Origin of the sequence: Streptomyces sp. WY228, from assembly GCF_019287315.1 — a bacterium.
Lineage (GTDB): Bacteria > Actinomycetota > Actinomycetes > Streptomycetales > Streptomycetaceae > Streptomyces > Streptomyces caviscabies.
On record NZ_CP079114.1, the window covers coordinates 5,495,716 to 5,508,700 of the forward strand.

General features: G+C 72.7%; 12 protein-coding genes. 9 read left to right on the forward strand and 3 right to left on the reverse strand.

Annotated features, from left to right (window positions below; translation table 11 throughout):
- Window positions 1-30 precede the first annotated feature (30 nt).
- Together KV381_RS24235 and KV381_RS24240 are read left to right on the forward strand one after the other, a co-directional pair.
- Window positions 31-624 carry a hypothetical protein gene (locus KV381_RS24235; RefSeq protein ID WP_030082601.1) on the forward strand — a complete coding sequence of 198 codons (594 nt, stop codon included), beginning with the start codon at window positions 31-33 and terminating at the stop codon, window positions 622-624.
- A gap of 132 nt (window positions 625-756) precedes the next feature.
- Window positions 757-1,971 (forward strand): hypothetical protein, encoded by a 1,215-nt coding sequence (locus tag KV381_RS24240; protein WP_218786230.1) that lies wholly within the window; start codon window positions 757-759, stop codon window positions 1,969-1,971.
- 24 nt (window positions 1,972-1,995) lie between these two features.
- Here the strand turns inward: KV381_RS24240 and KV381_RS24245 are convergent, their stop codons facing one another.
- Window positions 1,996-2,418 (reverse strand): DUF192 domain-containing protein, encoded by a 423-nt coding sequence (locus tag KV381_RS24245; protein ID WP_218786232.1) that lies wholly within the window; start codon window positions 2,416-2,418, stop codon window positions 1,996-1,998.
- A gap of 126 nt (window positions 2,419-2,544) precedes the next feature.
- On the opposite strand from KV381_RS24245, the gene KV381_RS24250 reads away from it, so the two are divergent.
- The 3 genes from KV381_RS24250 (at window position 2,545) to KV381_RS24260 (ending at window position 4,894) form a co-directional block, all read left to right on the forward strand.
- A complete protein-coding gene (locus tag KV381_RS24250) occupies window positions 2,545-3,363 on the forward strand; it encodes an A24 family peptidase (RefSeq protein WP_218786235.1) in 819 nt (272 codons plus the stop codon).
- Between the two features lie 59 nt (window positions 3,364-3,422).
- The gene (locus KV381_RS24255; protein ID WP_256995144.1) at window positions 3,423-4,310 is read left to right on the forward strand and encodes a class I SAM-dependent methyltransferase; all 888 of its coding nucleotides are present in this window, start codon (window positions 3,423-3,425) and stop codon (window positions 4,308-4,310) included.
- 137 nt (window positions 4,311-4,447) lie between these two features.
- Window positions 4,448-4,894 (forward strand): hypothetical protein, encoded by a 447-nt coding sequence (locus tag KV381_RS24260; protein WP_218786237.1) that lies wholly within the window; start codon window positions 4,448-4,450, stop codon window positions 4,892-4,894.
- 103 nt (window positions 4,895-4,997) lie between these two features.
- Here KV381_RS24260 and KV381_RS24265 read toward each other — a convergent pair whose 3' ends face one another.
- Together KV381_RS24265 and mgrA are read right to left on the reverse strand one after the other, a co-directional pair.
- Window positions 4,998-6,191 carry a winged helix DNA-binding domain-containing protein gene (locus KV381_RS24265; RefSeq protein ID WP_218786240.1) on the reverse strand — a complete coding sequence of 398 codons (1,194 nt, stop codon included), beginning with the start codon at window positions 6,189-6,191 and terminating at the stop codon, window positions 4,998-5,000.
- A 343-nt stretch (window positions 6,192-6,534) separates the two neighbouring features.
- The gene (mgrA, locus tag KV381_RS24270; protein ID WP_030082619.1) at window positions 6,535-7,584 is read right to left on the reverse strand and encodes an L-glyceraldehyde 3-phosphate reductase; all 1,050 of its coding nucleotides are present in this window, start codon (window positions 7,582-7,584) and stop codon (window positions 6,535-6,537) included.
- 262 nt (window positions 7,585-7,846) lie between these two features.
- Here mgrA and KV381_RS24275 point away from each other — a divergent pair, with 262 nt between their 5' ends.
- From KV381_RS24275 to KV381_RS24290, 4 genes are all read left to right on the forward strand, one after another.
- Window positions 7,847-8,608, forward strand: a complete 762-nt coding sequence (locus KV381_RS24275; RefSeq protein ID WP_030082621.1) for an isoprenyl transferase — start codon at window positions 7,847-7,849, stop codon at window positions 8,606-8,608.
- 384 nt (window positions 8,609-8,992) lie between these two features.
- The gene (locus tag KV381_RS24280) at window positions 8,993-10,315 is read left to right on the forward strand and encodes a PhoH family protein (protein WP_030082622.1); all 1,323 of its coding nucleotides are present in this window, start codon (window positions 8,993-8,995) and stop codon (window positions 10,313-10,315) included.
- Between the two features lie 389 nt (window positions 10,316-10,704).
- A complete protein-coding gene (locus tag KV381_RS24285; protein ID WP_030082623.1) occupies window positions 10,705-11,418 on the forward strand; it encodes a transglycosylase SLT domain-containing protein in 714 nt (237 codons plus the stop codon).
- Between the two features lie 153 nt (window positions 11,419-11,571).
- Window positions 11,572-12,975, forward strand: a complete 1,404-nt coding sequence (locus KV381_RS24290) for an AI-2E family transporter (RefSeq protein WP_218786243.1) — start codon at window positions 11,572-11,574, stop codon at window positions 12,973-12,975.
- The last annotated feature ends 10 nt before the right edge of the window (window positions 12,976-12,985 follow it).

The window sequence follows — 12,985 nt, forward strand, 5'->3', positions numbered from 1 at the left end:
CGCGATGCAGAGCGATGGGGGTGGGCGTCCATGAGTGCCGGATTCTTCTACTCGTACCACCTGGGCTGGACCAGGCTGGACGCCCGGACGCTGCTGGGCGACCTGGAGGCCGAGGGGCTCCGTCCGGCGCACCCGGTGACCGGCCGTACGGTGCTCGTCAGCCTCGACTCCGCTTCCCTGGGCGCCCGTTCGCCCGTCACCCGCGAGCAGTTGCTGTCCCTCGCCGGACTCCAGCGGCTGCACGAGGTCGGCTTCCGGTTGTGGACCGGCACGGGCCTCGACCTCCTGGTGCGCATCCGGCGGGCCCGGGCCGGTGTCGTCGCCGTCGAGTTCTCCGTCGGGGAGCTGCCCGAGCCGGAACGGGAGCGTGCGGTGAACGCGATCCGGCGGACGGTGGGAAGGGCCTCCATGCTCTGCATCGGCTTCGTCGTCGACCGCGGCGGCGCGACATCCGCCACCGACTGGGACGGCGTCGTCATCGAGGGCGCCGCGCACCTCGACAGCTGGCCGGACACGGTCGCCGTACGGGACGAGACGGCGGCCCGGCACCCGCAGCTGGCGGTCATGGACGCGGTGGAGATGTCGCCGTGGAAGGTCTTCGGGAACGAGGTGCTCGGCGTCTGAGACGTGCCGGGCGGGCCGCCGACCCTGCCGCCCGGCCGACGGTCCCGCCACGGGCGGTGCCCGCCCCCGCCCATGGCGGAGAAGGCGAGCCCGTGGCGGGAAACGTCCCCCGACGACGTCATAATCGGCCGTATGTCCGATCACCAGCTCCGCACCCGGACGCCCGCCGGCCCGGCCCAGGGCCCCCGCACCCCCGGGTCCCGGGCCGCCGTCGCGCTGCGGGCCGCCGCGCCCGCGCTCGCGGTCTACGCCGCCGCCCGGGCCCTGGGGCTCCTGGTCTTCTGGGCGGCCGCGTCCGCCGCCGGGAAGGACCCCCTGGGGCCGCTCAGCGGACGCTGGGACTCCGTCTGGTACCAGCGCATCGCGGAGAACGGCTACGGCTACACCGTCGCCCTCCCGGACGGCTCCGTCCACGCCGACCTGGCGTTCTTCCCGCTCCTCCCGGCCCTGGAACGCGGCCTCTCCGAGGTGACCCCGCTCACCCTCGGCGGCGCCGGTCTCCTGGTCGCCTGGACGGCCGGGCTGGTCGCCGCCTGGGGCGTCTTCGCCGTCGGCGCCCATCTGTACGGACGGCGTACGGGCGTGGTGCTGGCCGCGCTCTGGGGCGTGTACCCGACGGCGTTCGTGCAGTCGATGGCGTACACGGAGACCCTGTTCACGGCCCTGGCCGCCTGGGCGCTGTACGCCGTACTCAAGGGCCGCTGGATCGTCGCGGGCGCGCTGACCGTCCTGGCGGGGCTCACCCGGCCCACGGCGGCGGCGCTCATCGCCGCCCTGGCGATCACGGCCGTTGTCACCCTCGTACGCGAGTACCGCGCGGGCGACAGCCGCGGTGGCGGTGGCATCGGTCCGGTCCTGCGCCGCCACGCCCGGATGATCGCGGGCGTGGCGCTCGCACCGCTCGGCTGGCTGGCGTACGTGGTGTTCGTCGCCGTACGCGAAGGCAGCCCGTTCGCCTACTTCGACGTCCAGGCGCAGTGGGGCAACAACATCGACGGCGGCCGCGCGCTCGCCGCCTTCATCGCCGGGCTCCCGTGGCCCGCCGCCCTCGGCCTCTGCGCGGCGCTCGGGCTGCTCGGGTGGCTGGTGGTGCTCTGCGTACGGCAGCGGCAGCCGCTCCCGGTCCTCGTCTACGCCCTCACGATCGTCGTCATCTCGCTGATCGGCGCCGGATACTTCGGCTCCCGGCCGCGCCTGATGATGCCCGCGTTCCCGCTGCTGCTCCCGCCCGCCGTCGCCCTGCTGCGACTGCGCACCACGGGACGCACGGCCGCCGTTCTCGCCGTACTCGCCTGCGCCTCCGCCGGTTACGGGGCCTGGACCCTGCTGGGCGCGGGCCCGCCGTAAGGCCGCGTGCTCCTGGGAAGTGCCCTAGGGTGTGTCCGGCGCGGTGGCCGGTGCCGCCCGCAACTCCACCCGTACGCCGGGACGCACCCCCCACCGCTCCATGGCCCCGGCCTCCGCCTCCACCACGTGCCGGGCCCGCAGCCGGGGCAGACCGAGGCGGCCGGGCTTCATCGTGCGGACGGCCAGGACCCTGAACTTCCGGTCCAGGTACGCCACATCGATCGGGAACCGCATCCGGAAGGTGTGCACACTCCCGCACGGCGTGAGCATCATCGCCCCCTCGATCCCGTCCCGCCCGAGCAGCCCCCGGGTACGGGCCCGGTACGAGGCCGCTATCCGCAGCGGCACCTCCCGGGCCCCTGCCGCCGCCCCCGGCCCGGCCCCGGCCCCGGCCTCGGAGGCCGTGCCGACCGTGAGCGTCCCGTCGCCATCGCGCCATGTCCTCATGGGCACCGACCGTAGCCCCGGCCGCACGCCGGTGGTTCCCGAACGCCCGCGCCTGGGCCCCGGAAAGGTCATTCCTGGGCCCCCGGGCCCAAGACCCCTGTTCCCGCCGCCCGTTAGGGTCGTCCCGTGGACGCCGCGCTGCTCGCCGTCGCCGCGGTCTGGGGTGCCGTCACCGGACTGCTGATCCCGCGTGCCGCCTACCGGTTCGCCGTCGAGCCGGAGGAGCCCTGGCGTACGGCGTGCCCCGCCGGCCATCCGCTCACCGGCCCGGTCCGCGGCTGGCTCGGCCCGGCCCGGTGCGCGCCCTGCGCCGCCCCGGGAACGCCCGCCGCACCCGAGGGCGACACCATCGCACCCGAGGGCGACACCGCCGCCGGAACCGCCGCCCCGGGAGCGTCGCCCGGCTACGCCCCCGGCGTCCTCGCCCCCCTGGTCACCGTGGTCGCCTGTGTCGCGCTCGCCGCCGCCACCGGGGCCAGGCCCGAACTCATCGGGTGGCTGGCGCTGGCCCCGGTCGCCGTGCTCCTCGCCGTCGTCGACCGCCGGGTCCACCGGCTGCCCGACCCGCTGACCCTGCCGCTGGCGGCCGCGGCCGTCCTGCTCCTCGGCGGCGCCGCCCTGCTTCCCGGACACGCCGGATCCTGGACCTCCGGCCTGCTGGGCGGCCTGGCCCTCGGCGGCTTCTACTTCCTGCTCTTCCTGATCAACCCGAACGGCATGGGCTTCGGCGATGTGAAGCTCGCCCTCGCCCTGGGCGTGGCCCTCGGCTGGTACGGCTGGACCGTGCTGTTCCTGGGCGGGTTCGCCGGGTTCCTCTTCGGGGCGGCGTACGGACTCTGCCTGGTGCTGCTGCGCCGGGCCGGGCGCAGGACGGGCATCCCGTTCGGCCCGTTCATGATCGCCGGGGCGCTGACCGGGCTGCTGCTGGGGGCGCTCGCGGTGTGAGAGGGAGGATCGCCCGGAATCCGTTCGCGCGCCCCGCGACCGCCTGCCACGATTCCCGCATGCCCGAACCATCCGCTCCCGCCCCTTCCGGCCGCACCTCCGGACCCTCGAACTCCTCCAGCTCCTCCAGCTCCGCCGACTCCGCCAACTCCGCCGGCTCCTCCGGCTCTTTCGTCTCCACGGCCTCCCGCGACCGGTTCGAGGCTCTCGTCGCCGAGGCCGACGCGGTCTCCGTGGACGGATGGGACTTCTCCTGGCTCGACGGCCGGGCCACCGAGGAGCGCCCCTCCTGGGGGTACGCCCGCGCGATGGCCGAGCGGCTCGGCCGGGCCCACGCCGCGCTCGACCTCCAGACCGGGGGCGGCGAGGTGCTGGCCGCCGCGCCGAAGCTGCCGCCGGTCACCGTCGCCACGGAGGCCTGGCCGCCGAACGTCGCCCTGGCCACCGCCCTGCTGCACCCGCTCGGCGCGGTCGTCGTCGCCGACGCGGACGAACCGCCGCTGCCCTTCGGCGACGCCGCCTTCGACCTGGTGGTCAGCCGTCATCCGGTCACCACGTGGTGGGAGGAGATCGCGCGCGTCCTGACCCCCGGCGGCACGTACTTCTCGCAGCAGGTCGGCCCGGCCAGCGTCTTCGAGCTCGTGGAGTACTTCCTCGGGCCGCAGCCGCCCGAGGTCCGCCGCGGCCGGCACCCGGACGACGCGGTGGCCGCCGCGACGGCGGCCGGTCTCGACGTGGTGGACCTGCGCTCCGAGACCCTGCGCACCGAGTTCCGCGACATCGGCGCGGTGGTCTACTTCCTCCGCAAGGTGATCTGGATGGTGCCCGGCTTCACCGTCGAGCAGTATCGGCCCCAACTGGCCGCACTGCACCGGCGGATCGAGGCGGAAGGACCGTTCCGGGCCCGCACCGCGCGCTTCCTGATCGAGGCCCGCAAGCCCCGGTAGCGGCCGCCGGATCCCGGCCGGCCGGTCAACCGGCGTACCCCGTACGCCAGTTCAGCCTTGCCCCGGAGGCAACGGGATCGGGCGGGCCACCGTCCTACTCGACGGGACGCACGCACAGCGAAGGAGTGGAAGCGCTCATGACCGTGGAGAGGGAAGGCTGTGCGGGGCCGGCCGGGCGCGCGCGGCACGGCAAGGCCGACTGGCTCACGGGGGCCAGGATCACCGCCGTCCTCGGCGTCTACTACCGGCCCGAAGGCCGGGCGGGTGAGCCGGAGGCGGTGGAGTTCGTCCTCGCGGAGGACCAGTCCGTGCTGCTGACCTGTACCTCCGACCGGACGTTACGCGTCACCCCGGGCACCTGGCCGCGGCTGCCCGACTGGTGCGTACCGGCGAGCCGCTGGCAGCACGCCCCGCCCGCCCTCCTGCCGCCGGTGCCGTACGGGGGAGCGTGGACGGTGGTGGGCACCCAGGAGCTCAGGGACGCCGCGGGGGAGGTGCTCCAGGCCGTGATCCGGTGCGAGGAGGGGGACTTCGTGGTGATCGCCGGGGACACGATGGCGATCCGCTTCGACCCCCGCCCCTGACCCGCCCGCCGCGTCTCGTTCTACGCCGCCCCCCCCGCACGCGCACGTCACCTGCCCCGCACGCCCTCCCGTACGCGCACGTCACCCGCCCGCACGCCCGCCCCTACGCGTGCGGCCCCACCGTCACCGCGCCGACCGTCAGTTCCGCCGTGCCCTCCATGATCGCGGCGACCCGCTCCACCTGCTCCTCCAGCGCCCGCAGCCGGGGCGCGGACAGGGGCTTCAGCGGCTCCACCGTCACCGCGATCCGGCGGCCCGAGCGGCGCTGGTGCCAGACGCCCGCCACCGTGCCGTCCACCAGCAGCACCGGGTGGTTCCCCGCCTGCCCGCCCCCGAGGGCCCGTTCGTACGCCGCCCCCGGGAACAGCTTCTCGCGGGGCCACGAGGCGATGCCGAACGCGTCGAAGTACGGGAGCAGGCGCACGCCCCGTACCTCCTCCGCCGGGAAGTCCGTGTCGCCCGCCACCACCCAGGCCGGGCCCTCGCCCGCGAACGTCACCTCCTCGATCGCCCCCGACGCCGCCAGCGCGGCGAACCGCTCGGCCGCCCAGGGCCTCGGCGCGGCCAGCCAGCGGGCGAAGTGAGCGGGGGTGGCGGGCCCGTACGCGTACAGGTAGTGCTCGATCAGGGCCGTCAGCGCCCCGGGGCCGGGCAGCGGGACGCACCCGGGGTTGGTGTACGTCGCCTTCCGGCCCCGGTTCGGGGCGTAGGCGAGGGCGCCCCGGTGGCCCGCCAGGTGCAGGACCTGGCGCCAGCGCGGCCACATCGCCTGGAACCCGGGCATCACCAGGTCCCCGGCCCACGGCCCGGTCCGCGCCACGACCTCCTCGGAGAGCTCGTCGATCGTGAGCTCCGTCCCGGTCAGCGCCGCCGCGACGGCCGCGACGACCTGCTCCACCTGGTCCGGGGTCATCCGGGCGTCCTTGGCGAAGGGGCTCGTGCCCGTCGGTACGGCGGACAGCGCCCCGGTCCACAGGGGCAGATCCGCGGCGGGCAGCAGATGGACCGTGCCGCGCGGCCCGAACGTCTTGACCAGGCTCCGGTCGGTCCACAGAGCCGTACGGACGTCCGTACGGGTCGTTCCGTCCCCGCGCAGCCCCACGGACAGCTCGGCCGCCGACAGCACCTGGGCGTGCGCGCCGAGCATCGCGGCCACCGCATCGCCGGGGGAGGCGAAGGGCGGCTCGGTGCCCGCGGCATCCGGGTGGAGGTGCTGGCGGGCCAGCCGCCGGGCGTTCGCTCCGGCCCAGGTCACGGCCGTGGGCGGGGCCGCGGCCCCACGGGATCGTGTCGTCATGCCTCGAACCTAGGGCCCGTAGAGGTCAGGTTCCGTCCTCCACGCCGCCCGGCGGCGTCAAGGCGGCGGCGTCCGGCGACCCCTCGATACGAGGGCCGATATCGGGGGTTCGGCGCGTATGCGTCCTGCTCGGAGCGCGGTCCGGCGAATTCGGAGAGTAATGATGGAGTGGCGTGGCACGCGCCGGCACTTACGAAGGGTTATGGTGGAAACCCCCCCTCGGGCCGGTCCGTATCCCCCCCCCACGGACCGGCCCGTTTTTTTGTGGGCCGGAGCCCGGACCCGAGGCCCGGGCCGGAGAACCCGCCCGGAGCCCCTGCGGGCCGGGCCCGTTGAGCCGACGTCAGCTGCGGCCGGCCCAGATGTTCGTGCCCGCCGTGTCCACGGCGAAGGCGTCGATCTCCTTCAGCTCCTCGGCGGTCAGCGCCGGACCGGCAAGGGCCGCCACGTTCTCCTCCAGCTGCTTGACGCTGGACGCGCCGATCAGTGCCGAGGTCATCCGGCTGTCGCGCAGCACCCACGCGATGGCGAGCTGGGCGAGCGACTGGCCGCGGCCCCGCGCGATGTCGTTGAGCCCGTTGAGGCGGCGGACCACCTCGTCGGAGAGCAGGCCCGGGTCGAGGGACTTGCCCTGGGTGGCGCGCGAGCCCTCCGGGATGCCCTGCAGATACTTGTTCGTGAGCAGGCCCTGGGCGAGCGGCACGAAGGAGATGCAGCCCATCCCGGCCGCCTCCAGGGTGTCGAGCAGCCCGTCGTCCTCGATCCAGCGGTTGATCATGGAGTAGGACGGCTGGTGGATCAGCGCCGGTACGCCCATCTCCTTGAGCAGCCCGGCCGCCTCGGCGGTCTGCTCCGCGTTGTACGAGGAGACGCCCACGTACAGCGCCTTGCCCTGCTGGACGGCGGACGCCAGGGCGCCCATCGTCTCCTCCAGCGGGGTGTGCGGGTCGAAACGGTGCGAGTAGAAGACGTCGACGTAGTCCACGCCCATCCGCTTGAGGGAGGCGTCGAGGGAGGACAGCAGATACTTCCGCGAGCCCCACTCGCCGTACGGGCCGGGGTGCATCAGATAACCGGCCTTGGTCGAAATAACCAGTTCGTCACGGTACGGGGCGAAGTCCTGGGCGAAGAGCTTGCCGAAGTTCAGCTCGGCCGAACCGGGCGGCGGGCCGTAGTTGTTGGCCAGGTCGAAGTGGGTGACGCCGAGGTCGAAGGCGCGGCGCAGGATCGCCCGCTGGGAGTCCAGCGCCCGGTCGTCGCCGAAGTTGTGCCACAGGCCCAGCGAGAGGGCGGGCAGCTTGAGGCCGCTGCGCCCGGTCCGGCGGTACTCCATGGAGTCGTAGCGCGTGTCGGCGGCACGGTAGTACAGGTCGGGGGAGAGGTAATCAGTCACGTTTCATTCCTTATCACGGAGTTGTGACAGACCGGGTTGGGCCCCCGTGACCCGATCGCAGTAATGTGGCCGCTTCGGGGAATGCCGATGTGCGGCGCGGCGAAGACCCGCGCGGCCCGTGCCAGTGGTAGAGGCGCGGCCGCCGAGGGATCGCGCGGGCGCCGCAGACCGTGCAGCGATCCCCTGTGGGGGGACGGCCCCCGGACCCCCGGCGACGGGGAGGGCGGGCCCGGGCCCGTACGGAACCGAGAGGGTGAACGCAGTGAACTTCCGCGACCTGGTGTACAGGCTCTACGCGCGCCGGGTGGAAGGCCGCCTGGACCACGACCAGGTGCCGAAGCACATCGGGGTCATCCTCGACGGCAACCGGCGGTGGGCCAAGGCCTCCGGCGGATCGGCCGTGCAGGGCCACCAGGCCGGTGCGGACAAGATCTCCGAGCTGCTCGGCTGGTGCGACGAGACCGATGTCGAGGTCGTCACCCTCTGGATGCTGTCCACGGACAACTTCGACCGGCCCGAGCACGAGCTGAAACCGCTGCTCGGCATCATCGAGAACACCGTGCGCAACCTCGCCGCGGACGGGCGCTGGCGCGTCCACCACGTCGGCACGCTCGACCTGCTTCCGGCCGAGACGCAGACGGTCCTCAAGGAGGCCGAGGAGGCGACGTCCGGTATCGACGGAATAATCGTCAATGTCGCAGTCGGCTACGGCGGCCGCCAGGAGATCGCGGACGCGGTCCGCTCGCTGCTCCTGGAGCACTCCGAGAAGGGCACCAGCTTCGAGGAGCTGGCCGAGGTCGTCTCCACCGACCTGATCTCCGAGCACCTCTACACCCGGGGCCAGCCCGACCCGGACCTGGTGATCCGGACCAGCGGCGAGCAGCGGCTCTCGGGCTTCATGCTCTGGCAGAGCGCCCATTCGGAGTACTACTTCTGCGAGGTCTTCTGGCCGGCCTTCCGCAAGGTCGACTTCCTCCGGGCGCTGCGCGACTACGCCGCCCGCCACCGCCGCTACGGCGCCTGAACGGCCCCGCCGCACGCGTACCGCCCGATGACTCCTCTATATAGGGGAGTCATCGCGTATATGAGGGGGCCATCGCGCGTCCACCGGGACTTCTCCACACCGTGTCATATGCGGCGGCATGGCTTCGCGCGATAAAGGGAATACCCCTGTCAGGTCGACGTCCGGTCATCAACCAGGCGGATGTCGTGTCCAAGTGAGCGGCGCCAAGACCGCTCGCCCGGGAGGCCCTTTGCACACGAAGGACCGTACACAGCGTGCGGCCGACGCGGAGGCCGTGGTCCGGCCCGCGCAGTGGGGCCCGATCCCGGTCCGTCCTCTCCCTTCGGGAAGCTCCGCGACCGTTCGTCGCACTCCCCGACCTCGTCCGAGGGGGTACGTCCTTCCGTGGTGACCAGCACTAAGCGCCGCATGCCCGACAGGCGCACCTACGTTCTCGACACCAGCGTCCTGCTGGCCGACCCAGGCGCCATGGCCCGCTTCGACGAGCACGAAGTCGTGCTGCCGATCGTCGTGGTCACGGAACTGGAGGCCAAACGGCACCATCCCGAGCTCGGCTACTTCGCCCGGCAGGCCCTGCGCCTGCTGGACGACTTCCGGGTCCGGTACGGCCGGCTGGACGCCCCGATCCCGCTCGGGGATCTGGGCGGGACGCTCCGTGTCGAGCTCAACCACTCCGATCCCGGCGTCCTGCCCGCCGGCTACCGGTTGGGGGACAACGACTCACGGATCCTCGCGGTCGCACGCAACCTCCAGGCCGAGGGGTACGACGTCACGGTCGTCTCCAAGGACCTGCCGCTCCGCATCAAGGCCTCCTCCGTGGGCCTCCTCGCCGAGGAGTACCGCGCGGAGCTCGCCATCACGGACTCCGGCTGGACCGGTATGAGCGAACTGTCCCTCGCCGGGGAACAGATCGACCTGCTGTTCAGCGAGGAGACGCTGTACGTCCCCGAGGCCGCCGAGCTGCCCGTGCACACCGGCCTGGTCCTCCAGTCCGAGCGCGGCAAGGCGCTCGGCCGGGTGACGGCCGAAGGCAATGTGCGGCTCGTGCGGGGCGACCGGGAGGCCTTCGGCATCCACGGGCGCAGCGCCGAGCAGCGGATCGCCCTCGACCTCCTCCTCGACAGCGACGTCGGCATCGTGTCGCTGGGCGGACGCGCGGGCACCGGCAAGTCGGCGCTGGCCCTCTGCGCGGGGCTGGAAGCGGTGCTGGAGCGCCGGCAGCACAAGAAGGTGATGGTCTTCCGTCCGCTGTACGCGGTGGGCGGCCAGGAGCTCGGCTATCTCCCCGGCAGCGAGGCCGAGAAGATGAGCCCCTGGGCGCAGGCGGTCTTCGACACGCTCTCGGCGGTCGCCGGGCGCGAGGTCATCGAGGAGGTGCTCGGGCGCGGGATGCTGGAGGTCCTGCCGCTCACCCACATCCGCGGCCGCTCGCTGCACGACGCGTTCGTGATCGTCGACGAGGCGCAGTCGCTCGAACGGAACGTCCTGCTGACCGTGTTGTCCCGAATCGGGGCGAATTCGCGTGTCGTGCTCACCCACGACGTGGCCCAGCGGGACAACCTCCGGGTCGGCCGGTACGACGGAGTCGTCGCCGTCGTCGAGAAACTGAAGGGTCATCCGCTGTTCGCCCACGTCACGCTCACGCGGTCGGAGCGTTCGCAGATCGCCGCGCTGGTGACCGAAATGCTGGAGGAAGGCCACATCTGACCCGCATGCCCCATTGATGCCGCCCGGCGAGCCAAGGAGCTTAGCCGGGCGGCATTGTGCTGCGCCGTCATTTCCGGAAAACCGGTGGCCCAAACGGGGTGTGACCTTTCCCACGCAACACAGAATTGCCTCCTGGCGTCCCCGTCCGGCAGAGTCTTGCTTCCGTCAGGCCCCGCATACGGCACTTGGGCACCTCCAGAGGCGCCACGCACCACACAACTCAACACGAGACGCCCGTATGCCGCCCGCGAGCACCACGCGGCAGCCTCCTCACCGGGGTTGCCCATCGGGCCCGTGCCTCCCGTGACCCACGCAGTAGGGAGGCCAGCGCCAGGGGCACGAACGCGCCCGCGAGGTCACCTAAGCGGGCGATGCTGGAAGGACACCATGTGAGCCGGATCTCGGTCCGGGGGTTCGCCGTGGCATCTGCCACCGCGGTCACCACCGTAGGCGCCGTCGTAGGCGTTGCTGCGGGCGGCACTCCTGCCGCCGACGACAACAACTTCGAGGCGGCCGCAGCCGACACCACGCTGCTCGCAGACATCCCCGCGGGCCAGCAGGCCGCGGTCCAGACCGCTTCGCTGACGCAGCAGGCCGATGCCCAGGCATCCGCCGCCGACGCCGCCGCGAAGAAGTCGGCCGAGGAGTCGGCCCGCATCCAGGCCGCCAAGGACGCCAAGTCCAAGAAGCAGGCGGCCGAGGACCGGGTCGAGGCCGAGCGCAAGGCGGAACAGAAGAAGAAGGACGACGCCGAGCGCGCCAGCCGTTCTTCCGTCCGCGACGCCTCCTCGTTCTCCGCGCAAGGCTCGTACAGCGTGGCCGAGGTCCAGGCGATGGCCCGTCAGATGGTCCCCGCGGACCAGTTCCAGTGCTTCAGCAACATCGTGAACCACGAGTCGACCTGGAACTACCGCGCGACCAACCCGTCCTCCGGGGCGTACGGTCTGATGCAGGCGCTCCCGGGCCACAAGATGTCGTCCGCCGGCGCCGACTGGCAGACCAACCCGGCCACCCAGATCAAGTGGGGTCTCAGCTACATGGACGGCCGTTACGGCAGCCCGTGCGGCGCCTGGTCCTTCTGGCAGGCCAACAACTGGTATTAGAGGGAGCGAGCGAAGTCCACGGACCGCCCTCTCAACCTCGCGAGGCCCCTCACCGTCCAGACGGTGGGGGGCCTCGCGCGTGTACGGTCGCATCCCGGTGTGCGGTGAGTGCCGACAGCGCTGGGCGGCGAAGATGGGGGAAGGAAAGCAAGCATGTCGAAACTGCCGGGCTGGCTGGGCCGCTTCGGTTCCGAACTGACGGAGCTGGGCGCGCGACTGGAGGAGCGACGGGCGCGCGCCGTCGACGACGACGGACCCCTCGTGCTCCGAGGCGACCCCGCCGTCGCCGAGGCCGACGACCCCGGGCAGGTGCCCGCGCCGCCCAGTTACGCCCCCTCGGTCGCCGCCAAGCCCGATCCGGTCGCGGCGATCCCGTGGGGGATGCGGGTCGCCGCCGAGGCCGGCTGGCGGCTCCTGGTCCTCGCCGGGACGCTCTGGGTGCTGATGCGGGTGATCAGCGCGGTCCAGCTCGTCGTGCTGGCCTTCGCCGCCGCGCTGCTCGTCACCGCGATGCTCCAGCCGACCGTCGTCCGGCTCCGGAGGTTCGGGCTGCCGCACGGGCTCGCCACCGCCGTGACCGCCGTCCTCGGGTTCGTCATCATCGGCCTGGTCGGCTGGTTCGTGGTGTGGCAGGTGATGGAGAACCTCGACACGCTCTCCGACCGGGTCCGCGACGGCATCGACGAGTTGAAGCGCTGGGCGCTCGACAGCCCCTTCCACGTCACCGAGTCGCAGATCAACGACCTCGCCAAGAACCTCAACGACACCATCGGCACCAACACCGAGGAGATCACCTCCGCCGGGCTCCAGGGCGTCACCGTGATGGTGGAGTTCCTCACCGGGCTGCTGCTGGCGATGTTCTCCACGCTCTTCCTGCTCTACGACGGCAAGCGCATCTGGGAGTGGTCGCTCAAGCTGGTGCCCGCCGCCGCCCGCCCCGGGGTCGCCGGCGCCGGACCGCGCGCCTGGCGCACCCTGACCGCGTATGTGCGCGGCACGGTGCTCGTCGCCCTGATCGACGCGATCTTCATCGGCTTCGGCCTCTACGTCCTCAATGTGCCGCTCGCGGTGCCGCTGGCCGTCTTCATCTTCCTGTTCGCCTTCATCCCGCTCGTCGGCGCCGTGGTCTCCGGAGCGCTCGCGGTGGTCGTCGCCCTGGTCACCGAGGGCGTGTGGACCGCGCTGTGGGCGCTGGTGGTGGTCCTGGCGGTGCAGCAGATCGAGGGCCACATCCTGCAGCCGTTCATCCTCGGCCGCGCGGTGCGGGTCCATCCGCTCGCGGTGGTCCTCGCGGTCGCGACCGGCGGGCTGGTCGCGGGCATCGGCGGCGCGGTGGTCGCCGTACCGCTGGTCGCCGTGATCAACACGGTGGTCGGCTATCTGCGCTCGTACGGCGAACCGGGCTCCCCGGGCGAGAGCGGCGGGCACCACGGGGCCACCGCCCTGTCGATGACCCCCGCACACGCCACGGCCGCCCCGGCGGCGCCACCGGCTTCCCCCGGTCCCGAGGACGCGCCGGGCGAACGCCCGCGGGAGAACCGGCCGCCGCAGGAGTAGCGGAGCGGCA

Excerpts from the sequence above, each read along its gene's own strand:
- KV381_RS24245 (WP_218786232.1), bottom strand. The coding sequence starts at position 2,418 with ATGAGGACATGGCGCGATGGCGACGGGACGCTCACGGTCGGCACGGCC.
- KV381_RS24240 (WP_218786230.1), top strand. The coding sequence starts at position 757 with ATGTCCGATCACCAGCTCCGCACCCGGACGCCCGCCGGCCCGGCCCAG.
- KV381_RS24290 (WP_218786243.1), top strand. The coding sequence starts at position 11,572 with ATGTCGAAACTGCCGGGCTGGCTGGGCCGCTTCGGTTCCGAACTGACG.
- KV381_RS24255 (WP_256995144.1), top strand. The coding sequence starts at position 3,423 with ATGCCCGAACCATCCGCTCCCGCCCCTTCCGGCCGCACCTCCGGACCC.
- KV381_RS24265 (WP_218786240.1), bottom strand. The coding sequence starts at position 6,191 with ATGACGACACGATCCCGTGGGGCCGCGGCCCCGCCCACGGCCGTGACC.
- KV381_RS24235 (WP_030082601.1), top strand. The coding sequence starts at position 31 with ATGAGTGCCGGATTCTTCTACTCGTACCACCTGGGCTGGACCAGGCTG.
- KV381_RS24260 (WP_218786237.1), top strand. The coding sequence starts at position 4,448 with ATGACCGTGGAGAGGGAAGGCTGTGCGGGGCCGGCCGGGCGCGCGCGG.